General features: G+C 62.3%; 26 protein-coding genes. 14 read left to right on the top strand and 12 right to left on the bottom strand.

Going from position 1 to position 20,695, the window contains the following annotated elements:
• Nucleotides 1-55: 55 nt before the first annotated feature.
• The 6 genes from MF4836_RS07910 to MF4836_RS07885 all read right to left on the bottom strand — a co-directional run bounded on the left by MF4836_RS07910 (nucleotide 56) and on the right by MF4836_RS07885 (nucleotide 4,487).
• The gene (locus MF4836_RS07910) at nucleotides 56-409 is read right to left on the bottom strand and encodes a hypothetical protein (RefSeq protein WP_020297188.1); all 354 of its coding nucleotides are present in this window, start codon (nucleotides 407-409) and stop codon (nucleotides 56-58) included.
• 117 nt (nucleotides 410-526) lie between these two features.
• Complete coding sequence (locus MF4836_RS07905) at nucleotides 527-1,438, bottom strand: SDR family oxidoreductase (protein WP_020297187.1); 912 nt, start codon at nucleotides 1,436-1,438, stop codon at nucleotides 527-529.
• A 153-nt stretch (nucleotides 1,439-1,591) separates the two neighbouring features.
• Nucleotides 1,592-2,494, bottom strand: a complete 903-nt coding sequence (locus tag MF4836_RS07900; protein ID WP_078469869.1) for an alpha/beta fold hydrolase — start codon at nucleotides 2,492-2,494, stop codon at nucleotides 1,592-1,594.
• Nucleotides 2,494-3,276 carry a class II aldolase/adducin family protein gene (locus tag MF4836_RS07895; RefSeq protein ID WP_078469868.1) on the bottom strand — a complete coding sequence of 261 codons (783 nt, stop codon included), beginning with the start codon at nucleotides 3,274-3,276 and terminating at the stop codon, nucleotides 2,494-2,496. Before MF4836_RS07895 ends, MF4836_RS07900 begins: the two co-directional genes overlap by 1 nt.
• Nucleotides 3,277-3,424: 148 nt before the next feature.
• A complete protein-coding gene (locus MF4836_RS07890; protein ID WP_078469867.1) occupies nucleotides 3,425-4,111 on the bottom strand; it encodes an LrgB family protein in 687 nt (228 codons plus the stop codon).
• A complete protein-coding gene (locus MF4836_RS07885; protein ID WP_078469866.1) occupies nucleotides 4,101-4,487 on the bottom strand; it encodes a CidA/LrgA family protein in 387 nt (128 codons plus the stop codon). Before MF4836_RS07885 ends, MF4836_RS07890 begins: the two co-directional genes overlap by 11 nt.
• Before the next feature lie 97 nt (nucleotides 4,488-4,584).
• On the opposite strand from MF4836_RS07885, the gene MF4836_RS07880 reads away from it, so the two are divergent.
• Nucleotides 4,585-5,481 (top strand): LysR family transcriptional regulator, encoded by an 897-nt coding sequence (locus tag MF4836_RS07880; RefSeq protein ID WP_078469865.1) that lies wholly within the window; start codon nucleotides 4,585-4,587, stop codon nucleotides 5,479-5,481.
• On the opposite strand, the gene MF4836_RS07875 is transcribed toward MF4836_RS07880, so the two are convergent.
• The gene (locus tag MF4836_RS07875) at nucleotides 5,462-5,917 is read right to left on the bottom strand and encodes a flavodoxin (protein WP_078469864.1); all 456 of its coding nucleotides are present in this window, start codon (nucleotides 5,915-5,917) and stop codon (nucleotides 5,462-5,464) included. The genes MF4836_RS07880 and MF4836_RS07875 overlap by 20 nt on opposite strands.
• A 142-nt stretch (nucleotides 5,918-6,059) precedes the next feature.
• Here MF4836_RS07875 and MF4836_RS07870 point away from each other — a divergent pair, with 142 nt between their 5' ends.
• Together MF4836_RS07870 and MF4836_RS07865 are read left to right on the top strand one after the other, a co-directional pair.
• On the top strand, nucleotides 6,060-6,533 hold the full coding sequence (locus tag MF4836_RS07870) for a PAS domain-containing protein (protein ID WP_078469863.1): 474 nt from the start codon (nucleotides 6,060-6,062) through the stop codon (nucleotides 6,531-6,533).
• A gap of 57 nt (nucleotides 6,534-6,590) precedes the next feature.
• A complete protein-coding gene (locus tag MF4836_RS07865) occupies nucleotides 6,591-7,196 on the top strand; it encodes a hypothetical protein (RefSeq protein WP_078469862.1) in 606 nt (201 codons plus the stop codon).
• Between the two features lie 16 nt (nucleotides 7,197-7,212).
• Here the strand turns inward: MF4836_RS07865 and MF4836_RS07860 are convergent, their stop codons facing one another.
• The gene (locus MF4836_RS07860; protein WP_078470222.1) at nucleotides 7,213-8,172 is read right to left on the bottom strand and encodes a MerR family transcriptional regulator; all 960 of its coding nucleotides are present in this window, start codon (nucleotides 8,170-8,172) and stop codon (nucleotides 7,213-7,215) included.
• A 218-nt stretch (nucleotides 8,173-8,390) separates the two neighbouring features.
• On the opposite strand from MF4836_RS07860, the gene MF4836_RS07855 reads away from it, so the two are divergent.
• The 6 genes from MF4836_RS07855 to MF4836_RS07830 all read left to right on the top strand — a co-directional run bounded on the left by MF4836_RS07855 (nucleotide 8,391) and on the right by MF4836_RS07830 (nucleotide 11,427).
• Nucleotides 8,391-8,960, top strand: a complete 570-nt coding sequence (locus MF4836_RS07855) for an antibiotic biosynthesis monooxygenase (protein WP_078469861.1) — start codon at nucleotides 8,391-8,393, stop codon at nucleotides 8,958-8,960.
• Nucleotides 8,961-9,042: 82 nt separating this feature from the next.
• Nucleotides 9,043-9,753 (top strand): dihydromonapterin reductase, encoded by a 711-nt coding sequence (gene folM, locus MF4836_RS07850; RefSeq protein ID WP_078469860.1) that lies wholly within the window; start codon nucleotides 9,043-9,045, stop codon nucleotides 9,751-9,753.
• A gap of 21 nt (nucleotides 9,754-9,774) precedes the next feature.
• On the top strand, nucleotides 9,775-10,335 hold the full coding sequence (gene folE, locus MF4836_RS07845; RefSeq protein ID WP_078469859.1) for a GTP cyclohydrolase I FolE: 561 nt from the start codon (nucleotides 9,775-9,777) through the stop codon (nucleotides 10,333-10,335).
• A 2-nt stretch (nucleotides 10,336-10,337) separates the two neighbouring features.
• The gene (gene folX / locus MF4836_RS07840; protein ID WP_020297174.1) at nucleotides 10,338-10,709 is read left to right on the top strand and encodes a dihydroneopterin triphosphate 2'-epimerase; all 372 of its coding nucleotides are present in this window, start codon (nucleotides 10,338-10,340) and stop codon (nucleotides 10,707-10,709) included.
• An 87-nt stretch (nucleotides 10,710-10,796) separates the two neighbouring features.
• Nucleotides 10,797-11,093 (top strand): DUF1244 domain-containing protein, encoded by a 297-nt coding sequence (locus tag MF4836_RS07835; RefSeq protein ID WP_020297173.1) that lies wholly within the window; start codon nucleotides 10,797-10,799, stop codon nucleotides 11,091-11,093.
• Nucleotides 11,086-11,427 carry a HopJ type III effector protein gene (locus tag MF4836_RS07830; protein ID WP_078469858.1) on the top strand — a complete coding sequence of 114 codons (342 nt, stop codon included), beginning with the start codon at nucleotides 11,086-11,088 and terminating at the stop codon, nucleotides 11,425-11,427. The genes MF4836_RS07835 and MF4836_RS07830 overlap by 8 nt, the downstream gene beginning before the upstream one ends.
• A 69-nt stretch (nucleotides 11,428-11,496) precedes the next feature.
• Here MF4836_RS07830 and trxB read toward each other — a convergent pair whose 3' ends face one another.
• Nucleotides 11,497-12,459, bottom strand: a complete 963-nt coding sequence (gene trxB / locus MF4836_RS07825) for a thioredoxin-disulfide reductase (RefSeq protein ID WP_078469857.1) — start codon at nucleotides 12,457-12,459, stop codon at nucleotides 11,497-11,499.
• Nucleotides 12,460-12,771: 312 nt separating this feature from the next.
• Here trxB and cysZ point away from each other — a divergent pair, with 312 nt between their 5' ends.
• Nucleotides 12,772-13,527: a sulfate transporter CysZ gene (gene cysZ, locus MF4836_RS07815; protein WP_078469856.1), complete on the top strand. Its 756-nt coding sequence runs from the start codon at nucleotides 12,772-12,774 to the stop codon at nucleotides 13,525-13,527.
• Nucleotides 13,528-13,567: 40 nt separating this feature from the next.
• A complete protein-coding gene (locus tag MF4836_RS07810) occupies nucleotides 13,568-14,767 on the top strand; it encodes a glycosyltransferase family 4 protein (protein ID WP_078469855.1) in 1,200 nt (399 codons plus the stop codon).
• A gap of 45 nt (nucleotides 14,768-14,812) precedes the next feature.
• On the opposite strand, the gene MF4836_RS07805 is transcribed toward MF4836_RS07810, so the two are convergent.
• The 3 genes from MF4836_RS07805 to MF4836_RS07795 all read right to left on the bottom strand — a co-directional run bounded on the left by MF4836_RS07805 (nucleotide 14,813) and on the right by MF4836_RS07795 (nucleotide 17,238).
• On the bottom strand, nucleotides 14,813-15,916 hold the full coding sequence (locus MF4836_RS07805; RefSeq protein WP_078469854.1) for an NADH:flavin oxidoreductase: 1,104 nt from the start codon (nucleotides 15,914-15,916) through the stop codon (nucleotides 14,813-14,815).
• A 218-nt stretch (nucleotides 15,917-16,134) separates the two neighbouring features.
• Nucleotides 16,135-16,617, bottom strand: a complete 483-nt coding sequence (locus tag MF4836_RS07800; RefSeq protein ID WP_078469853.1) for a glutathione peroxidase — start codon at nucleotides 16,615-16,617, stop codon at nucleotides 16,135-16,137.
• Nucleotides 16,618-16,752: 135 nt separating this feature from the next.
• Complete coding sequence (locus MF4836_RS07795; RefSeq protein WP_020297166.1) at nucleotides 16,753-17,238, bottom strand: FKBP-type peptidyl-prolyl cis-trans isomerase; 486 nt, start codon at nucleotides 17,236-17,238, stop codon at nucleotides 16,753-16,755.
• Nucleotides 17,239-17,252: 14 nt separating this feature from the next.
• Here MF4836_RS07795 and MF4836_RS07790 point away from each other — a divergent pair, with 14 nt between their 5' ends.
• From MF4836_RS07790 to MF4836_RS07780, 3 genes are all read left to right on the top strand, one after another.
• On the top strand, nucleotides 17,253-17,546 hold the full coding sequence (locus tag MF4836_RS07790) for a DUF3565 domain-containing protein (protein WP_238596135.1): 294 nt from the start codon (nucleotides 17,253-17,255) through the stop codon (nucleotides 17,544-17,546).
• A 61-nt stretch (nucleotides 17,547-17,607) separates the two neighbouring features.
• A complete protein-coding gene (pta, locus tag MF4836_RS07785; protein WP_078469851.1) occupies nucleotides 17,608-19,707 on the top strand; it encodes a phosphate acetyltransferase in 2,100 nt (699 codons plus the stop codon).
• Entirely contained in the window at nucleotides 19,708-20,613 is a 906-nt protein-coding gene (locus MF4836_RS07780; RefSeq protein ID WP_078469850.1) for an acyltransferase, read from the top strand. It begins immediately after the preceding gene.
• Nucleotides 20,614-20,695 lie beyond the last annotated feature (82 nt).

The raw sequence follows: 20,695 nt of genomic DNA, 5'->3' as shown, positions 1-20,695 counted from the left end.
TGCTCTTGCAGCGGCCTTTTTTATGCGCGCAATAAAAGGGCGAACACGGGTCGGGTCAAGCGGCGTCGTCGCCGTCGTAATGAAACTTGTGCAGCAGACGATGCGCCACCGGGGTCAGCATCAGGCCGATGGCGGCGGCGAAGACGATGTTGGCGTAGAGCCCGTAACTGGCGAGAAACAGCTTGCCGCCGGGGGTCAGCGGCATGTTGGCGGGGCCAATTCCGCCGAGCATCATGGCGGCGTTGATCAGGGCGTCATGGATCGACATGCCCTCTTCGAAATACAAATGGCCGCCGATGCCCAGGCCAATCGAGAACCCGATCAAGGCCATCACCATCAGGGCGTGAAGCAGCAACCGACGCAAAAACAACAGGCGGGATAACACAGGCTGATCTTTTGACTCGTACATAAACACCACTCCTTGTGCATTCAATGCTCGACGAGCATAGAGACGAATGCCTCAGGAGTACAACCGCCGGCCGGGCACCGCCCCATGGGCGAGGCCGGGCGCGGGCGGCGCAGTGCATCAGATCGCGTACTTTTGCAGATTCTGCATCATCTCCTTCAGCGCCTCGATGTTGTCCTGGGGGTGGGCTGCGCCTTCAAAATCGCAGATCTGCTGCCAGTGGGCCGCCACATCCTCAGGCGAAAAACCGACCCGCGGATCGAAGCCGGCCCCCAGGCTGCGCTCCCAGCGCACCTTGCCGATCCAGCCGCCGCCGACCTCGAACAACCCCGAGGTCTCCTGGCAGTTTTCGCTGGCCAGGTACACCACCAGCGGGCTGACCAGCTCCGGCTTGAGCTGCTCGAAGACTTGCGGCGGAATCAGGCCCTCGGTCATGCGTGTACCGCCAGTGGGCGCGATGGCATTGACCAGGATGTTGTTCTTGCGGCCTTCAATGGCCAGGGTCCGGGTCAGGCCGTAGAGCCCCAGCTTGGCCATGCCGTAGTTGGACTGGCCGAAGTTGCCATAGATGCCCGAGGTGGACGCGGTGAAAATCACCCGCCCGTAAGCCTGCTCGCGCAAATGGGGCCAGGCGGCGCGGGTCACCTTGTAGGCGCCCTCGACGTGCACGCGGTACACCAGATCCCAGTCGGCGTCCTCCATTTTGTGGAAGGTCTTGTCGCGCAGGATGCCGGCGTTGTTCACCACCACATCGACCCGGCCGAACACATCCAGAGCGTTCTGCACGATCTTGTCGCCATCGGTCACCGAGTCATGGTTGGCTTCGGCAATCCCGCCGGCTTCGCGAATCTGCGCCACGACGCGGTCCGCCGCCGAAGCATTGGCCCCCTCGCCCTGGGCCGAACCGCCGAGGTCGTTGACCAGCACTTTCGCCCCGTGCCTGGCGAACAGCAGCGCATGGGCCTGGCCCAGGCCGCCGCCGGCCCCGGTGACGATCACGACTTTATCTTCGAAGCGCACAGACTCACTCATACCGAACTCCAGCAGGACCCATGGACAATGGGCACGAGTGTCCGGCAGCCAGGCGGTGCCCACAACAAACCCGGCCAGGGCTGAATGGTGGGCAATAAGGCTGGGGGATGATTGGCCGAAATACCCCAGGCGCCAGGCCCGGGGCACCAGGGTTCAGGAACAGGCAAACTGGCGCGGCGGCAGCACCAGGTTCTCGCGAAAGGCCAGGTAGTGCTTGAGCACCTGCACCGGGGCCTCGGTCTGCGGGTAATGGCCGATCTCGGGCAGCAGCACGGTGTCCGGGTCGGGAATCAGTCGACGATAGAGCTCCAGCATGTGCGCCCCGGAGACCGGATCGAAGCCGCCGTCAATCAGCCGCAGGGGCACTTCACCGCGCTGCATCGCCCTGACCCAGCGGTCGCGCTGCACCCGCCGCTCGGGGATGTAGCCGATCAGCTTGTGCAGGATTCGGGGCCCCTGATTGCTTTGCACCAGACTCCAGAAATCATCCAGGGCGCTTTCGCTGGGCCACGTGTGCGGCCCGAAAATCTGGGTCAAGCTCTTGACCAGCGCATCGCGACTGAACGCCCGGCCGATCATCCAACCCACGGGGCTGAGCAGCAGCTTTTGCATCAGCACCGGGCGATGGGTTTCGGGAAACAGGCCGCCGTTGAGGAACACGCAACTGGCGATATTGGCCCGGGTTTCGTAGTGCCGGGCCAGCAGCTCCTGGGCCACGCTGTCGCCGTAGTCGTGGGCCAGCAGGTGCACCGGCGCCGTGATCTTCAGGTGTTGCAACAGCGCCAGCTGCAGGTCGGCCTGTTCCAGCAGGCTGTATTCATGGTCCAGCGGCTTGTCCGAGTCGCCAAAACCCAGCATGTCGCAGGCAATCACCCGGTAGCGTTGGGCCAGGGGTTGCCACAGGTAATGCCAATCCCAGCTGGCCGTAGGAAACCCGTGGATCAAAAGCAGCGGCTCTCCCTGGCCTGCCGTCCAGTAACGAATGGTCTGACCGCGAAACACGAAGCTATGCCCGCGTTTGCGCCAGACGCACAGAGGGATCTCGGCCAGTGGCATTAGAGTTTGTAACCCGGGTCTTGTTTATCGAGTTTGCGCAGCAGCGCCGGCCAGGCCAGCAGGCCGCCCATGCCCTGAGCGCTTTTGGTGACCCCGGCGAGCATCGCCTTGGCCCCCGCGAGAATCTGCGGCTCGATGGCAATCAGCTCCGCGCCGCCGTTCTGCGCCAGCACCTGGATATCGCAGGCGCGCTGGAAGGTGAACATCATCAGGAAGGTGTCGGCGATGGTGCCGCCACAGGTCAGCAGGCCGTGGTTATGCAGCATCAGAAAGTTGTTTTCGCCCAGGTCCGCCTGCAACCGCGCCTTCTCCTCAGGGTTCAGCGCCACCCCTTCATAGGCGTGATAGGCCAGGCTCGACAACACGAACAGCGACTGCTGGCTGATGGGCAGTACGCCCTGCTTCTGCGCCGAGACCGCGACGCCCGCCGCGGTGTGGGTGTGCAGCACACACACCACGTCGTGACGCACTTCATGCACCGCGCTGTGGATGGTGTAACCGGCCGGGTTGATCTCGTAGGGGCTGTCCATCAGCTTGTTGCCGGCCTGATCGACCTTCACCAGGCTGGAGGCGGTGATCTCGTGAAACATCAAGCCGAAGGGGTTGATCAGGAAATCTTCGGTGCCGGGCACCTTGGCTGAAATGTGGGTGAAGATCAGGTCATCCCAGCCATGCATCGCCACCAGCCGATAGCAGGCAGCCAGGTCGACGCGGGTCTGCCATTCGGCGGCGCTGACCTGGTCTTTCACACTCTGGGACGTTTGAACGGTGGCTAGACTCACGGCAAGCTCCTCGATGGGGTGTTCTTATTATTGTGTGAACGTGGAAGCAGTCTAGTCAGGCACCCGGCTTCAGGTAGTTGCATTGGCAGCCAGCTTACTGGCCGAGCGAGTCAGTGTTCGTTTTGGTACCAATCGGTACAAATCGGCGTCAAAGCAACGACGCCAATAAGGGTGCGGCGAACAGGTTGAGCAAGCCGGTCAGGACCATCACCAGCCCCGCCACAGAGCCTTCCTCGCCCCCTACCTCATGGGCCCGGCTGACACCGGCGCCATGGGCACCGACGCCAAACAATGCGCCACGGGCCAGGGCGCTGCGCAGGGGTAACCAGCGCAGCAGCACCCCCCCGAGCATCGCCCCGAACACCCCGGTGAACATCACGAACACCGCCGTCAGTTCCGGCACCCCACCCAGGTCCCGGGCCAGGGGCATGGCAAAGGGCGTGGTGATCGAACGCGGCACCAGCGACAGGGTCACCGAACTGTCCAGGGCCAGGGCATGGGCCAGGCCGTAAGAGCTGGCAATCGAGGCCGCGCTGCCCGCCAGCATGCCCAGCAGCAGCGCCGACCAGTGGCGTATCAACAGCTGCCGCTGCTGCCAGATCGGCACGGCGAACGCCACCGTCACCGGTCCCAGCACCAGCATCAGCCAATGGGTGTTGGCGGAATACTCGGCATAGGCGGTGTGCAACGGCACGGCGATCGCCAGCAACAACACCGGCACCAGGATTAGCGGCGACAGCAGGTAGCGACCGGTGCGCTTGTACAGCCAGCGACTGAACAGGTAGGCGCCCAGGGTCAGCGCCAGCCAGAACATCGGCATCAGCTCAAGCTTCATGGCGCATCCTCCAACGGCACACCCACTCGACGGTAAAGGCCGTGACCAGCATCACCATCAAGGTGCTGACCGCGATCACCAGCAGGATCCGCCAGCCGTCATCGCGCAGCAGGCCGCCATAGTCGAGCAGGCTCATCAGTGCCGGAATGAAAAACAGCAGCATCTCGGCCATCAGCAGGCCGGCGCCCAGTTGCAGCGCCGCCGGCTTGACCCAGCCCAGGGCAAAGCACAGCAGCAACAAGGCCAGGCCGATGACGCCACCGGGTATCGGCCACGCCAGCCACAGGGCCAACTGGCAGCCCAGCAGATAAATACCCAGCAATACCGCCAATTCGCCGAGCAGGCGCCCCAGGTGTTTCAACAGTGCAGCGTTCATGGAATTCGGTCCTCGCAGGCCTGTATTTTATGCAAGCACCTGCCATCACCGAAGCGAATTGTTAGACTGGAAGCCATTCCAATATGGAATCAAGACCATGGACTTCAAACAACTGCGCAGCTTCGTCGAAGTGATTCATCAGGGTGGTTTCACCCAGGCCGCCAAGACCTTGCACATCAGCCAATCGGCGGTCAGCAAGCAGATCGCCCAGCTGGAACAGAGCCTGGGCACGCCGCTGCTGGATCGTCTCGGTTCCCATATCCACCTGACGGCGGCCGGCAGCGTGGTGCTGCAACGGGCCGAAGGCATGCTGCGCCTGCGCAACGAGTTACTCAGCGAACTGGATGACTTGAGCCAGCTGGCACGGGGCGAATTGCGCCTGGGCTTGCCGCTGCTGGGCAGCGATGCGCTGTTCGCCAGCCTGTTTGCCGAATACCGGCGGCGCTACCCGAACATCAACGTGCAGTTGCTCGAAGGCGGCAGCCTGAACATCGAGCAGGCCGTGCTCAATGGAGAACTGGAGATCGGCGGCAGCCTCACGCCCAAGGACCCGCTGTTTGCCTATCAGCCGTTCTGCGACGAACCGCTGGACGCGCTGCTGCCGGCCGATCACCCACTGGCGATGAATGCCCAGGTACGCCTGGAAGAGTTGGCCGATACGCCGTTTCTGCTCTATCAGCGCAGCTTCGTGCTTAACGACCGCCTGCTGCAGGCCTGCCAGCAAGTGGGCTTTACCCCGCGCGAAGGGGGGCGCAGCGGCCAGGCCGACTTTCTCGCTGCACTGGTGGTGGCCGGCCAGGGCGTGGTGCTGCTGCCCAGCGTCGTGGCCCGTGGCCTGGTGCGCCCGGGCCTGGTGCGCCTGACGTTGCAGGCGCCCGACTATCTACGCTGGGACATCGCCTTTATCTGGCGTCAGGGAGCGTACCTATCCAAGGCCGCCCAGGCCTGGCTGGCGCTGCTGCGCGAGCGCTCGGTCAACCGCGCAGTACGTTGACCAGCTCGGCCAGCCAGGGCTCGGCGTCGGTTTCCGGGGTCACGCTTTCGCTGGCGTCCAGGCGCAGCATCTCCAGCACTTCGCGCACCCCAAGCTCGGCGAACAGCTCACGCAGTTGTTCCCCGCCGCCGCAATAGGTATCGCCGTAGCAGGCATCGCCCAGGCCGATCACCGCGCCGGGCAGACCACGCCAGGCGGCCGGCAATTGATCACGGATCGCCGAATACAAAGGTTGCAGGTTGTCCGGCAACTCGCCCATGCCGGTGGTCGAAGTCACGGCAAGAAATGCCTCGGGCGCGAAGGCCTGGACGTCCGCCAGGGTCGCACGCGGGTTGTGCCAGGCCTCGAAACCTGCGGCGTTGAGCAGCTTGGCGGCGTGCCGGGCGACTTCTTCAGCGGTGCCGTACACCGAGCCGGAAAGGATGGCGACTTTCATCAATCTGATCCTGTAACTGAGTAAAAGCCTGGGATATTACCAGCTGAACGGTACAATCCGATCCTTTAGCACTCATGGCCAGTGGACAGCTTGCCGGCATGTCTTAGAATGCCGGCACTGCCGATAAATGCGGACACCTGTAATGATCAACGCCCACCTGCTGCAACTGGTGATCAACGCCTCCAATGACGGGATTGTGGTCGCCGAACAGGAAGGCGAAGACAACATCGTTATTTACGTCAACCCGGCGTTCGAGAAGCTGACCGGCTACAGCGCCGATGAAGTGCTGTATCAGGACTGCCGCTTCCTGCAGTCCGGCGACCGTGACCAGCCCGGGCTGGAGGCGATCCGCCAAGCCCTGGGCCAGGGCCGGCCATGTCGCCAGGTGCTGCGCAACTACCGCAAGGACGGCAGCCATTTCTGGAATGAGCTGTCGATTACCCCGGTGTTCAATGAACACGATCAACTGACCTATTTCATTGGCGTGCAGAAAGATGTGACGGTGCAGGTCAAGGCGCAACAACGCCTGGCCCAGGTCGAAGGCCAGTTGGCTGAAGTCCAGGCTGAGCTGGCGGCGTTGAAAGCGACGAATGGCACCAACGGGCTGAAGATTTAATGTTCTTATTCATCGAATCCGCAGTGATTTCGTAACCTTTCCCTTCCGAGCAGCATCATGCAGCGTGACGCCCTCCTGACCCAGGATGAACTGGACTTCATTCAGACCATGCAGCACAACCCGCAACTCAACACGCGGGATGCGACATCCAGCCTGCTGGTCAATGGCGGAGCACAGATCCGCGACCTGCTCACGCACCTGGCAGCCAATGAACAGGTGACGATCCAGGCCCATTTCGACAACCAGCAAATGACCTTCCCCCTGCAATTGGTGGAGGATGAATTTCATGCGCTGCATTTGCGTCTGGGCGTGCCCAGCATCTTTGAAGACGGGCCCATGGTCCGGCCCTGGCGCCTGAACCTGGAGCAGCCGGTGGCGCTGCAGAATGTGCGCGGCCAGCCCGGCGCGCTCTGGGTGCGTGAGGTTTCGTTCAAGGGTGTGTTGCTGGAAGTGCGCGGTCGCAGCAAGCCGCCTCGGCAGTTTGCCTTGTGGTTCAGCCCCTCAGGCTATGAACGCATCGCCCTGCGCGGCACCTTCGAACGCCAGACCGCCAAGGGCTGCTATGCCTATCGCCTGAACCAGTCCGACAAGGATCAGACCGAGCGCCTGCGCCAATACATCCTGCAACAGCACCGCCTGACCCACCCCGACCTGCATATTTGAACCCGTCGCGGGCGCCTCAGGTGTCCAGCTTGCCGCCGAGAAACTGCCGCAAGCGCTGCGGCATCAAGCGTCCGTCATTGCCCAGGCAGCCCACCGCCAACGCCTGCAGGCTTTCCTGGGCCAGCTCTGCGGTATCACCGGCCAGCAGCACCGGGCAATTGAGGGTCATGGCCAGGCGGACCAGGCGGCGTGGCAACTCGGTGGTCGGCGCCCGGCTGGAGAACAGCACCAGCGCCGCCGGTTGGATTTTTTCACAGACCAGGGTCAACTCGTCGAAGGGCACGCCCAGGCCCAACACGCTGACGCCAATCTCGTCGTTGCCCAGTATCAGCGCCGCCACCAGCAACTCCAGCTCGTGGCAGTGCTCGCCGAGGGCCGTCAACAGCACCCGACGCGTCTGGCTGCCGCGTTGCAGCAGCAGGCGCTGGGTCATGCGCGAACGCAGAAACCCATCCAGAAACAGCCACTCGCTGGTGTGGCCGAAGGGCTCCTGATGCTGTAACAGCTGCTTCCAGAACGGCATCAGGATGTCCTGGAACACCACCGGCAGCGCATAACTGGAAAAAATCTGCCCATAAAGCCGCTCCAACTGGGCCTCGTCAAAAGCGCTCACCGCTACTTTCAGCTGGCTGCACCACTGCTTGTACTCGCCGGCCAGGCTGGTGTCCGCCAACACGCTGGGCAGGGACTGGGCAGCCTGGGTCTTGGCCAGGATCTTGCCGACCTTGCTCACCGCGACCCCGCGTTCGATCCAACTGAGGATTTCACGCACTGTCTCGACATCGGCCGTGGAATACAGGCGGTGCCCACTTTCGGTGCGCGTCGGCTGGATCAGGCCATAGCGCCGCTCCCATGCCCGCAAGGTGACCGGGTTGATACCGGTACGCCGCGAGACTTCACGAATCGGAAACAGGTCCTCCTGCGCGACTGCGCTGGCGGGCTGGTGAGCACGGGCAAGTTCAGTAGTAACGGGCATCTGGGCAGAAACACCGATCAACAAAGTGGCGGCCATTCTACTCCCCCTGAGTGCTTGCGCCTCAATAAACAGAAAATCGACCGCTGACGCTGGCGTATTTGACGCAATCAGGAATAATCCTTGCTTGTTTTTGTGAAGAGCCAGGCGCGCCCACCACCCCGGGCCGTATCTGGTGTTTGCCTTACCCAGGCAACGCATTGGTTTTACGGAGATACATAATGTCTACCTCACCCGTCACCCTCATGGTTGCGCGTCGCGTCGCCAATGGTCGCTATCAGGACCTGATCGCCTGGCTGCGCGAAGGCGAACAACTGGCCACCGACTTCCCCGGCTACCTGGGCTCCGGCGTGCTCGCCCCGCCGCCCGACGATGACGAATTCCAGATCATCTTCCGTTTCGCCGACGAACAGACCCTGCATGCCTGGGAGCATTCCGCTTCGCGTACGGCCTGGCTGGGACGTGGCGGCGACCTGTTCGCGCACCCGTCGGAACATCGGGTCAGCGGCATCGATGGCTGGTTCGGCGCCATCGGCCAGCGTCCGCCACGCTGGAAACAGGCAGTGGCCATCTGGCTGGCGTTCTTTCCGGTGTCCCTGCTGTTCAATTTCGTCCTCGGCCCGCTGCTTGCCGACCTGGGGCTGTTGAGCCGGGTGTTCGTCAGCACCCTGGCCCTGACGCCACTGATGGTTTATCTGTTTATTCCGTTGTCGACCCACCTGCTGTCCGGCTGGCTCAACAGCAGCGCGCCGCGTCCGCTGCCTGCCGCAGCCTCGACCCAGAACCCTTGAGCCCCGGCGGCCGCCGAGCGGTCGCCTGCATTGCCCGGCCGTCGCTGGTATAGTTTTGCTCCACCCGCGACGCGAGCCGTTCATGAATGCTTCCCCTGCCCCGATCCTGATCACTGGCGCCAGCCAGCGAGTCGGCTTGCATTGCGCACGGCGGCTGCTGGAAGACGGCCACCCGGTGATCGTCACCTACCGCACCGAACGCCCGGGGGTCGACGTCCTGCGCAACCAGGGCGCGACCGTGCTGTTTGCCGACCTGTCCGACGAAGCCGGCATCCTCGCCTTCATCAACCAGCTGAAAACCCACACCGACCGCCTGCGCGCCATCGTGCACAACGCTTCCGAGTGGCTGGCAGAAAGCGCCAGCGACGAGGCCGAGGCCTTCACCCGGATGTTCGGCGTGCACATGCTGGCGCCCTACTTGATCAACCTGCATTGCGCCGAGCTGCTGCAGCACTCGACGGTTGCAGACATCGTGCACATCAGCGATGACGTGACGCGCAAGGGCAGCAGCAAGCACATCGCTTACTGCGCCAGCAAAGCCGGGTTGGAAAGCCTGACCTTGTCGTTCGCGGCCAAGTACGCGCCGCAGATCAAGGTCAACGGCATCGCCCCGGCCCTGTTATTGTTCAACCCCGACGACGACGCGGCGTACCGCGCCAAAGCCCTGGCCAAGTCCGCGCTGGGCATCGAGCCCGGCAGTGAAGTGATCTACCAGAGCCTGCGCTACCTGCTGGACAACCCTTACGTCACCGGCACGACCCTGACCGTCAACGGCGGACGGCATGTCAAATAAGCCTTCCTTCGAGGATGTTGTATGACTTTATCCCTGCCCCAGCACTACCGCGAAATACTCAAGGGCATCGGCGAAAACCCGGACCGCGAGGGCTTGCTGGACACCCCCAAGCGCGCGGCCAAGGCCATGCAGTATCTGTGTCATGGCTATGCGCAGTCGGTGGACGAGATCGTCAACGGCGCCCTGTTCGCCTCTGACAGCGATGAAATGGTGATCGTCGCCGATATCGAGCTGTATTCCCTGTGTGAGCATCACCTACTGCCCTTCATCGGCAAGGCCCATGTCGCTTACATTCCGACCGGCAAGGTGCTGGGGCTGTCAAAGATCGCCCGGATCGTCGACATGTTTGCCCGACGCCTGCAGATCCAGGAAAATCTCACCCGGGAAATCGCCGACGCCGTGCAACAGGTGACCCAGGCTGCCGGCGTCGCGGTGGTGATCGAAGCCAAGCACATGTGCATGATGATGCGCGGCGTCGAGAAACAGAATTCGACCATGCACACCTCGGTGATGCTCGGCGCGTTTCGCGAATCGAGCACCACGCGCCAGGAATTCCTGCAATTGATTGGACGGAGCAAGTAGCAATGCCACAACTTCAGCCAGGAATGGCACGCATCCGGGTCAAGGACCTGTGCCTGCGGACCTTTATCGGCATCAATGAGGAAGAGATCCTCAACAAGCAGGATGTGTTGATCAACCTGACCATCCTCTATGCCGCTCAGGACGCCGTGCGCGATAACGATATCGACCACGCCCTGAACTACCGCACCATCACCAAGGCGATCATCGCCCACGTGGAGGGCAACCGTTTCGCCCTGCTTGAGCGCCTGACCCAGGAATTGCTGGACCTGGTCATGGCCAACGAATCGGTGCTCTATGCCGAGGTCGAAGTCGACAAGCCCCACGCCCTGCGCTTTGCCGAATCGGTGTCCATAACCTTGGCGGCAAGCCGCTAGCCGCAAGCGGCACGTTCAAAACGGACCGGCTTCAACGTGCAGCTTGCCGCTTGAAGCTTTCCCCCACTTCTTCTGCCAGTGAATCCCATGACTTCCCAAGAACGCCTGGAACTTGAAGCCGCCGCCTTTCGCCGCCTGGTTGCCCACCTGGACAGCCGCAAGGACGTGCAGAACATCGACCTGATGAACCTCGCCGGCTTCTGCCGCAATTGCCTGTCCAAGTGGTACAAGGCCGAGGCTGATGAACGTCAGATCGAGCTCAGCCTCGATGACGCCCGTGAAGTGGTGTATGGCATGCCCTACGCCGAGTACAAAGCCAAATACCAGAAAGAAGCCAGCGCCGAGCAGCAAGCGGCGTTTGCCAAAGGAAAACAGCATGACTGACCTGAACACCCTGCGCACCAGCCTCAACAGCGGCGAACACGCCTTCGCCGACACCCTGGGCTTTATCGCTGCGCATTACGACTATCAGCCCCAGGCCTTCGACAATGGAGGCCTGGAAAGCAGCGCCGGGCAGAATGAAGGTTCGTGCAAGACCCTGGGCCTGGCGTTGCTTGAAGGTTTGAGCGATGAAGAGGCCCTGCTGGCCTTCGGTGAGCATTACCGTGCAGTGCTGGCCACCCCTGAAGGCAGCGATCACGGCAATATCCGCGCGCTGATCGCCCACGGCCTGGCCGGGGTCAAATTCGCCAGCGCGCCGCTGGCGCGCAAAGCCTGACCCGTAACGGCGACCGTTGAATCGTCCATAAAAAAACCGGCTTGCGCCGGTTTTTTTATGGCAACGGCCTTAGAACGAAGCGTTCTGCAGGCCGTCCAGGTAACGCTCGGTATCCAGGGCCGCCATGCAGCCGGCGCCGGCCGAGGTGATCGCCTGACGGTACACGTGGTCAGCCACGTCGCCGGCCGCGAAGATGCCTTCAACGCTGGTGGCAGTGGCGTTGCCGTCACGGCCGCCCTGCACCACCAGGTAGCCATCCTTGAGTGTCAGCTGACCTTCGAACAACGAGGTGTTCGGGGTGTGGCCGATGGCGATGAACACGCCGTCGACTTTCAGCTCGTCGAAGCTGCCGTCGTTGTTCTTCAGGCGTGCACCGGTCACGCCCATATTGTCGCCCAGCACCTCGTCGAGGTTGGCGTTGAGCTTGAGGATGATCTTGCCCTCGGCCACCCGGGCGTTGAGCTTGTCGATCAGGATCTTCTCGGCGCGGAAGGTTTCACGACGGTGGATCAGGGTCACGGTGCTGGCGATGTTGGCCAGGTACAGGGCCTCTTCAACCGCGGTGTTGCCACCGCCGACCACAGCCACCGGCTTGTTGCGGTAGAAGAAACCGTCGCAGGTGGCGCAAGCGGAAACGCCCTTGCCCATGAACGCTTCTTCCGACGGCAGGCCCAGGTAACGGGCGCTGGCGCCAGTGGCGATGATCAGCGCGTCGCAGGTGTAGGTGGCGCTGTCGCCGGTCAGGCTGTAAGGCTTGGAAGCGAAGTCGACGGCATTGATGTGGTCGAAAACGATTTCAGTCTCGAAACGCTCGGCGTGCTCTTTCATCCGCTCCATCAGCGCCGGGCCGGTCAGGCCGTGGACGTCGCCCGGCCAGTTGTCGACTTCGGTGGTGGTGGTCAGTTGGCCGCCGGCCTGCATGCCGGTGATCAGCAGCGGCTTCAGGTTGGCACGGGCAGCGTAGACCGCGGCGCTGTAACCGGCAGGGCCGGAACCCAGAATAATCACACGCGAATGACGTACATCAGACATGACTCACTCCTATCAACCGGGCCGGATAACCGGGCGCGGAACGCCGGATGACCGGCTGGAATAAAAAAGGACCGCGAAAGCACTTGGGGAAGGCTTGGGCTCGCAAGTCCGAAAAATAATGGGTGAAGCGTATAGAGGGGGCGAAGATTAAGGAAATACGGATTAACAATCCAGCTCATAGGCGGTCTCTATCCGGTGCCTGCGTATTTGACGGCGCCTTTGTTACAGCTGATGTCGACCTGATCACCCCGCTTTCGCCCGCCTGGCAAAGCCGGTAAGGTCGGCGCGTTTCCACACTGCTCGGAGCTCCTTATGCCCGCCCCTGTTCTGTCCGGCCCGCAATACCTGCGCGAAGGCCTGAAGCTGGTCCTAAGCCCCGGCCTGCGTTTGTTCGTCCTGCTGCCCCTGATGATCAATCTGGTGCTGCTCGTCGGATTGATCTACCTGGCCGGCCATTACTTCAGCATCTGGGTCGATGGCCTGATGCCGTCGCTGCCGGACTGGCTGAGTTTTCTCAGTTATGTCATCTGGCCATTGTTTGTGGTGCTGGTGGCGCTGATGGTGTTTTTCAGCTTCACCATGCTCGCCAACATCATTGCCGCACCGTTCAACGGCTTTCTGGCCGAGAAGGTCGAAGTGGTGGTGCGCGGCACCGATGACTTCCCGCCCTTCAGTTGGGGGGAACTGATCGCCATGGTGCCGCGCACCTTGTCCCGGGAAATGCGCAAACTGGGTTATTTCCTGCCGCGGGCCCTGGGCCTGTTCATCCTTTCGTTCATCCCCGTGGTCAACCTGATCGCCGCCCCGCTGTGGCTGATCTTCGGCATCTGGATGATGGCCATCCAGTACATCGACTACCCGGCGGACAACCACAAGCTGGGCTGGAACGAAATGCTCGCCTGGCTGCGGCAGAAGCGCTGGCAGAGCATGAGCTTCGGCGGCATCGTCTACCTGGCGCTGCTGATCCCGTTCGTCAATATCCTGATGATGCCGGCGGCAGTGGCCGGGGCCACGTTGTTCTGGGTCCGCGAGCGCGGCGCCGAGAACCTGCTGACCCAGAAAGGCTGAGCAGGTCACAAATCCATCATCGCAACGTCACAATGAAGACATGGCCTCAGCCGACACTGAGGTCATGACGACAGCTCTGCATATCACCCTGATCACCGAAACCTTCCCTCCGGAAATCAATGGCGTGGCCAATACCCTGGGCCGCCTGTGTGATGGTTTGCGCGCGCGCGGGCATCAGGTCGATCTGATCCGCCCACGCCAGGGCTGCGACCAGAGCCGCCTCAGCGACGATGGCCTGCTGCTCTGCCGCGGCTGGCCGTTGCCGGGTTACCCGGGGCTGCAATGGGGCCAGTCGTCGATGCACAAGCTGTTGCGGCGCTGGAAACGCCAGCGCCCGGACGTGCTGTACATCGCCACCGAAGGTCCCTTGGGTTTATCGGCCCTGCGCGCCGCACGGCGCCTGGGGATCAGTGTGGTCAGCGGCTTTCACACCAACTTTCAGCAATACTCCAGCCAATACGGCCTGAGCTTGCTGACACGGCTGTTGACCCATTACCTGCGCTGGTTTCACAACCGCTCCAAGTTGACCCTGGTGCCCAGCGCCAGCCAGCGCCTGGAACTGGAACGTCGCCATTTCGAACGCCTGGAGTTGCTGTCCCGAGGCGTCGACAGCCAACTGTTCCACCCGAGCAAGCGCCTCAACGGCCTGCGTGAAAGCTGGGGCCTGGGCAATGACGAGCTCGCGGTGATTCATGTCGGGCGCCTGGCCCCGGAGAAAAACCTCGGCCTGCTCAGGCGCTGCTTCGACAGTTTGAAGACGACTTATCCACAACGGCGGATGAAATTGATCGTGGTCGGCGATGGCCCACAACGGGCGGCCCTGGAAAAGGAGTTGCCCGAAGCCATTTTCTGCGGCGCCCAGCGCGGTGAAGCCCTGGCCAGCCACTATGCTTCCGGCGACCTGTTTCTATTCCCCAGCCTCACTGAAACCTTCGGCAACGTGGTGCTGGAGGCCCTGGCCTCGGGGCTGGGCGTGGTGGCCTACGACCAGGCGGCAGCGGCGGCCCATATCCGTCACGGCTATAACGGGGTGCTGGCGATGCCGGGCGATGAAGGGGCGTTTTGCGATGCGGCCAATTGGCTGCTGGAGGAGGCCGAGAGTCTGCGCCGGGTGCGGCTCAACGCCCGACAACACGCCAGCCGCCAGGGATGGCCGGCAATTATCGAGCAGTTTGAAAGCCAGCTGCGTGGGGCCTGCCTTGAGGAACCGGTGGTGGTGAAGGGGTCGACCCTGACGTGAAGCCTCACCGGCCGGCCTTGCGCAGGCCGGTGATCAGCGCGTCGCCTAGACCAGGGTGGTCAGGGCCTCGCGGCTGAACGGTAGGATGTCCTGTTCACGTCCTTCGCGGACTTTTTGCGCCCAATCCGGGTCGACCAGCAAAGCGCGGCCCACGGCGACCAGGTCGAATTCGTCGTTGTTCAGGCGCTCCAGCAGCTTCTCCAGGCTGGCCGGCTGCGCAATCTTGTCGGTGTTGACCATGAACTGCAGGAACTCGCCATCCAGGCCCACGCTGCCCACGGTGATGGTCGGCTTGCCGGTGAGCTTGCGGGTCCAGCCGGCCAGGTTCAGTGGCGAGCCGTCGAACTCCGGCTCCCAGAAGCGCCGCGTCGAGCAGTGAAAGATATCCACACCCGCGTCCGCCAACGGTTGCAGGAACTCACCCAGGGCCTCCGGGGTTTGTACCAGGCGAGCGCTGTAGTCCTGCTGCTTCCATTGCGAAAAACGCACAATGATCGGGAAGCCCGGCCCCACTGCGGCCCGCACGGCTTGAATCAACTCAATGGCAAACCGCGAGCGCTTGGCCAGGCTGCCACCGTATTCGTCGGTACGCTGGTTGCTGCCCTCCCAGAAAAACTGGTCCACCAGGTAACCGTGGGCGCCGTGGATCTCTACGCCGTCCATGCCGATGCTCTGGGCATCCTTGGCGGCCTGGGCGAAGGCTGCGATCACCTCCTGGATATCCTGGTGAGTCATGCCGTGGACCACGACCTGGCCGTCCTTGAGTTTTTCCATCGGGCCATAACCCGGCACGCTGGCATCCGGCTCGGTGCCGATGCGCCGTACGCTGCCCACATGCCACAGCTGCGGGACGATTTTTCCGCCTTCGGCGTGCACCGCGTCCACGACTTTCTTCCAGCCGGCCAGCGCCGCTTCACCGTAGAAGTGCGGCACGTTGGGGTAACCGTTGGAGGCCTTGTGGTCGACCGTGGTGCCTTCGGTGATGATCAGGCCCACACCGGCCGCCGCACGGCGCCGGTAGTACTCGATGACTTTCGAGTTCGGCACGCCGCCCGGGGAGAACGAACGGGTCATGGGCGCCATCACCACGCGGGTCGGCAGCTCCAGGGAGCCGAGCTGAAACGGTTTGAACAGGGCTTGAGCGGACATGCGGCACTCCATGGATAAGCGGATTCAATTCGGCGGGCAGCCGTTGGCCAGAGCCAGGCAGCGGCGAGCTTATGATGGGGATAATATTCTTCGATCGAAGCGCCGCACAGCACTATTGATCAGGGTGATTAAGGTGCAAAAGTGCGAGAGGGGATCGACACACGACGTGTCGTTGCAAGGCAGGAAACCAGCCGGGCAGCGAGGCCCGGCAGTGTCTATCAACTCAAGGCTTTTTCAATCGCCTGAATCACGGTGGGGTCATCCGGTGCGGTGCGCGGCGAGAAACGCGCCAGGACGCGGCCGTCCTTGCCCAGCAGGAACTTCTCGAAATTCCAGGTGATATCTCCCGGAAACTCAGCCCCCTCACCCGCCAGCAGACGGTACAGCTGATGACGTTCCGGACCGTTCACCTCCAGCTTGCTGCTCAGTGGAAAGGTCACGCCATAGTTGAGGCTGCAGAACTCCTGGATTTCCTGCTCGGTGCCTGGTTCCTGGCCGGCAAACTGATTGCACGGCAGGCCCAGCACGCTGAAACCCTGGTCTTTGTATTGCTGGTAGAGGTTCTCCAGCGCCGCATACTGTGGTGTCAGACCACACTTGGAGGCGACGTTGACCACCAGCACGACGTGCCCCTTGAAGGGCGCGAGCGGTAGCTCCTGACCATCCAGGGCTTTCAATTTAAGGTCGTGAAAAGCACTCATGACGAACTCCAGATTCCCGTGTTCTTGCAGAAAAACAGCACCCGACAGTCACACTCACTCGCCGGCAACAACCGTCGCGGACTAAAAAGGCGCCCTCGGGCGCCTCTCCAGTCAACTTGAGCTTAGCGCAGAAAATCAGTGGTGATGACCACCTTCGCCATGGACGTGACCATGGGCGATTTCTTCCTGGCTGGCGTCACGGATGTCCACGATTTTGACCTGGAAGTTCAAACGCTGGCCGGCCAACGGGTGGTTGCCGTCAACGGTCACATCGTCGCCGTCCAGATCACGGATGGTCACGATCTGCATCTGGCCGTCCGGAGCGGAAGCGTGGAACTGCATGCCCACTTCCAGCTCGTCTACGCCTTCGAACATGCTGCGGCTCAGGGTGCTGACCAGTTCGGCAGCGTATTCGCCGTAGGCATCTTCAGGTTCTACGGCAACGGTCAGTTCATCACCGACTTTCTTGCCTTCCAGGGCTTTTTCCAGGCCTGGAATGATGTTGCCTGCACCTTGCAGGTAGACCAGCGGCGCGCCGCCGGCTGAGCTGTCGATGACCTCACCAGCGTCGTTGGTCAGGGTATAGTCGATGGAGACAGCCTTGTTGGCGGCGATCAGCATGGGGGCGAGACCTTTTGCATAAGAATGAAGAACGGACAAGTCTAAACAAGGATTTGCCCGAAAGCGAACAGAACCCGGACGGACGGGCTCGAACGAAGCCGCCGACGGTCACTGGTTTTCATCAGGACGAAGATCAGCACTGGGTCGCCGAGCTTTCCTGCGGCCACACCCAGCATCTGCGCCACCAGCCACCCTGGCAATCACGGGCCTGGGTCACCGACGCCGCGCAACGGCAGAAAAAAATAGGCCAACCCTTTGCCTGCGGCTGGTGTGCTCAGGGCCTGGATAACGATAACCTTAGCGTCTGACTATCAGGTAGGCGGCCAGACATAGACCGCCACCTTTGCCATGCACCCTTCGAGAACCCGCATGCAAACTTTTTTTATCGCACCCACCGATTTTGGTGTGGGTCTGACCTCCATCAGCCTCGGGCTGGTGCGTACGCTGGAACGGGCCGGGCTCAAAGTCGGCTTTTTCAAACCCATTGCCCAGCCCCATCCGGGCGACACCGGCCCCGAGCGCTCCACTGAACTGATAGCCCGCACCCACGGCCTCAAGCCCCCGCAACCCCTGGGCCTGGCCCATGTCGAGCGCATGCTGGGTGACGGCCAGCTGGATGAGCTGCTCGAAGAAATCATCACCCTCTACCAGGAAGCGGCCGTCGGCAAAGACGTGCTGATCGTCGAAGGCATGGTGCCGACCCGCAGCGCCAGCTATGCGGCTCGGGTCAACCTGCACCTGGCGAAAAGCCTGGATGCCGAGGTGATCCTGGTCTCCGCCCCGGAAAACGAAGTGCTCACCGAGCTCTCCGGGCGTGTCGAGTTGCAGGCCCAACTGTTTGGCGGCCCGCGCGACCCGAAAGTGCTGGGGGTGATCCTCAACAAGGTGCGTACCGACGAAAGCATGGAGGCCTTCGCAGCCCGCCTGAAGGAACACTCGCCGCTCTTGCGCAGCGGTGATTTCCGCCTGCTGGGCTGCATTCCGTTCCAACCGGAGCTGAACGCCCCGCGCACCCGTGACGTGGCCGACCTGATGGGCGCCCAGGTACTCAACGCCGGCGACTATGAAACCCGGCGCATGACCAAAATCATCATTTGCGCGCGCACCATGCGCAACACCGTGGAACTGCTCAAGCCCGGCGTGCTGGTGGTGACTCCCGGCGATCGCGACGACATCATCCTCGCGGTGAGCCTGGCCGCCATCAACGGCGTACCCCTGGCCGGCCTGCTGCTGACCAGCGATACCCTGCCCGACCCACGGATCATGGAGCTGTGCCGCGGCGCCCTCAACGCTGGCCTGCCGGTGCTGTCGGTGAGTTCCGGCTCCTACGACACCGCCAATCAGCTCAACGGGCTGAACAAGGAAATCCCCATCGACGACCGCGAGCGTGCGGAAATCATCACCGACTTCGTCGCCAGCCACCTCGACGCCCGCTGGCTGCACCAACGCTGCGGCACCCCACGGGAAATGCGCCTGTCCCCGGCGGTGTTCCGCTATCAGTTGATCCAGCGTGCCCAGGAAGCCAACAAGCGCATCGTCCTGCCTGAAGGCAGCGAACCCCTGACCGTGCAGGCGGCGGCCATCTGCCAGGCCCGAGGCATTGCGCGTTGCGTGTTGCTGGCCAAGCCGGAAGATGTCCAAGCCGTGGCCCGTGCCCACGGCATCGAACTGCCTGAAGGCCTGGAGATTCTCGACCCGGACCTGATTCGCGAACGCTACGTCGAGCCGATGGTGGCCCTGCGCAAGAGCAAAAGCCTCAACGCACCGATGGCCGAACAGCAACTGGAAGACCCTGTGGTCATCGGCACCATGATGCTGGCCCTGGATGAAGTCGATGGCCTGGTGTCCGGGGTCATTCACTCCACTGCCAACACCATTCGCCCGGCGCTGCAACTGATCAAGACCGCCCCGGGCTGCACCCTGGTGTCCTCGGTGTTCTTCATGCTGTTCCCCGAGCAGGTGCTGGTCTACGGCGACTGCGTGATGAATCCGCACCCAAGCGCCAGCGAACTGGCCGAGATCGCCCTGCAAAGCGCCGACTCGGCTGCGGCCTTCGGGATCACCCCACGGGTGGCGATGATCAGCTACTCCAGCGGCGACTCGGCCAGCGGTGAGGAAGTGGAAAAAGTCCGCGAAGCCACCCTGCTCGCCCACGAAGCCCAAAGCACCCTGCTGATCGACGGACCGCTGCAATACGATGCCGCGGCCAACGAAGCGGTTGCCCATCAACTGGCGCCCAACAGCCAGGTGGCGGGCAAGGCGACGGTGTTTGTGTTCCCCGACCTGAACACCGGCAACACCACCCACAAGGCGGTGCAACGCAGTGCCGACTGCGTCAGCCTGGGGCCGATGCTGCAAGGCCTGCGCAAACCGGTAAACGACCTGCCCCGTGGGGCGCAGGTGGACGACATCGTCTACACCATCGCCCTGACCGCGATTCAAGCCGCCAACCGACCTGTGGATATCTAAATGCTGGAATTCCTGCCTGCCGCCGTGCGCGGGGTGATCGCGTCGTTGTTACTGGCGTTGAACACCATCCTGCTGTGCTCGTTCCTGTTCTGCGTGGCGATCTTCAAGCTGCTGCCGTTCGCCCTCACCCAGCGCTTCACCGATTGGCTGATGAGCCATACCCACGAAGCCTGGATCAGCAACAACAATGCCTGGATGAAACTCATCTGCCGCACCCGCTGGCACCTCAGCGGGCTTGAGGGCCTGGACTACCAGCACTCCTATCTGGTCACCAGCAACCACCAGAGCTGGGTCGACATCATGGTCCTGCAATACGTACTCAACCGGCGCATCCGTCCGCTGAAGTTCTTTCTCAAGCAGGAACTGATCTGGGTCCCGGTCATTGGCCTGGCCTGGTGGGCCCTGGGTTTCCCGTTCATGAAGCGCTACACCAAGGCCTACCTGGAAAAGCACCCGGAGAAAAAAGGCCAGGATCTGGAAACCACGCGCAAGACCTGTGCGAAGTTTCGCAACAACCCGGTGGGAATGTTCAATTTCGCCGAGGGCACGCGCTTTACCGAGGGCAAACACGCACAGCAGCAATCGCCCTTCCGCTACTTGCTCAAGCCCAAGGCCGGCGGCATCGCCTTTGTGCTGGATGCCATGGGCGAACAACTGAAGTCGATCGTCAACGTCACCATCCACTACCCCGGCGGTCGTCCGGGTTACTGGGACCTGCTGTGCGGCAGGGTGAAAGAGGTGGTCGTGCATTTCGAAGAGCTGCCGATCCCGCCCCAGTTCATTGGCAAGAACTACGAACAGGACGCCGAGTACCGCCAGCAATTCCAGAGCTGGATCAACCAGCTGTGGCTGGACAAGGATGCGCTGCTGGAAAAAATGCACCGCCAATACCCGGCCAGTCACTAATCACCTGCCCACAAAAAAGCCCGCAGTCGAGTGATCGGCTGCGGGCTTTTTCTTGCCGCTTCAAGCGTGAAGCTCGTAGCGG

The organism is Pseudomonas sp. MF4836, assembly GCF_002018875.1.
Lineage (GTDB): Bacteria > Pseudomonadota > Gammaproteobacteria > Pseudomonadales > Pseudomonadaceae > Aquipseudomonas.
This window is presented reverse-complemented; position numbering and strand designations above follow the sequence as displayed.

Coding starts and splice junctions, on each gene's coding strand:
- MF4836_RS07910 (WP_020297188.1), bottom strand. CDS start 409: ATGTACGAGTCAAAAGATCAGCCTGTGTTATCCCGCCTGTTGTTTTTG.
- MF4836_RS07905 (WP_020297187.1), bottom strand. CDS start 1,438: ATGAGTGAGTCTGTGCGCTTCGAAGATAAAGTCGTGATCGTCACCGGG.
- MF4836_RS07900 (WP_078469869.1), bottom strand. CDS start 2,494: ATGCCACTGGCCGAGATCCCTCTGTGCGTCTGGCGCAAACGCGGGCAT.
- MF4836_RS07890 (WP_078469867.1), bottom strand. CDS start 4,111: ATGAAGCTTGAGCTGATGCCGATGTTCTGGCTGGCGCTGACCCTGGGC.
- MF4836_RS07885 (WP_078469866.1), bottom strand. CDS start 4,487: ATGAACGCTGCACTGTTGAAACACCTGGGGCGCCTGCTCGGCGAATTG.
- MF4836_RS07880 (WP_078469865.1), top strand. CDS start 4,585: ATGGACTTCAAACAACTGCGCAGCTTCGTCGAAGTGATTCATCAGGGT.
- MF4836_RS07875 (WP_078469864.1), bottom strand. CDS start 5,917: ATGAAAGTCGCCATCCTTTCCGGCTCGGTGTACGGCACCGCTGAAGAA.
- MF4836_RS07870 (WP_078469863.1), top strand. CDS start 6,060: ATGATCAACGCCCACCTGCTGCAACTGGTGATCAACGCCTCCAATGAC.
- MF4836_RS07865 (WP_078469862.1), top strand. CDS start 6,591: ATGCAGCGTGACGCCCTCCTGACCCAGGATGAACTGGACTTCATTCAG.
- MF4836_RS07860 (WP_078470222.1), bottom strand. CDS start 8,172: ATGCCCGTTACTACTGAACTTGCCCGTGCTCACCAGCCCGCCAGCGCA.
- MF4836_RS07855 (WP_078469861.1), top strand. CDS start 8,391: ATGTCTACCTCACCCGTCACCCTCATGGTTGCGCGTCGCGTCGCCAAT.
- folM (WP_078469860.1), top strand. CDS start 9,043: ATGAATGCTTCCCCTGCCCCGATCCTGATCACTGGCGCCAGCCAGCGA.
- folE (WP_078469859.1), top strand. CDS start 9,775: ATGACTTTATCCCTGCCCCAGCACTACCGCGAAATACTCAAGGGCATC.
- folX (WP_020297174.1), top strand. CDS start 10,338: ATGCCACAACTTCAGCCAGGAATGGCACGCATCCGGGTCAAGGACCTG.
- MF4836_RS07835 (WP_020297173.1), top strand. CDS start 10,797: ATGACTTCCCAAGAACGCCTGGAACTTGAAGCCGCCGCCTTTCGCCGC.
- MF4836_RS07830 (WP_078469858.1), top strand. CDS start 11,086: ATGACTGACCTGAACACCCTGCGCACCAGCCTCAACAGCGGCGAACAC.
- trxB (WP_078469857.1), bottom strand. CDS start 12,459: ATGTCTGATGTACGTCATTCGCGTGTGATTATTCTGGGTTCCGGCCCT.
- cysZ (WP_078469856.1), top strand. CDS start 12,772: ATGCCCGCCCCTGTTCTGTCCGGCCCGCAATACCTGCGCGAAGGCCTG.
- MF4836_RS07810 (WP_078469855.1), top strand. CDS start 13,568: ATGGCCTCAGCCGACACTGAGGTCATGACGACAGCTCTGCATATCACC.
- MF4836_RS07805 (WP_078469854.1), bottom strand. CDS start 15,916: ATGTCCGCTCAAGCCCTGTTCAAACCGTTTCAGCTCGGCTCCCTGGAG.
- MF4836_RS07800 (WP_078469853.1), bottom strand. CDS start 16,617: ATGAGTGCTTTTCACGACCTTAAATTGAAAGCCCTGGATGGTCAGGAG.
- MF4836_RS07795 (WP_020297166.1), bottom strand. CDS start 17,238: ATGCTGATCGCCGCCAACAAGGCTGTCTCCATCGACTATACCCTGACC.
- pta (WP_078469851.1), top strand. CDS start 17,608: ATGCAAACTTTTTTTATCGCACCCACCGATTTTGGTGTGGGTCTGACC.
- MF4836_RS07780 (WP_078469850.1), top strand. CDS start 19,708: ATGCTGGAATTCCTGCCTGCCGCCGTGCGCGGGGTGATCGCGTCGTTG.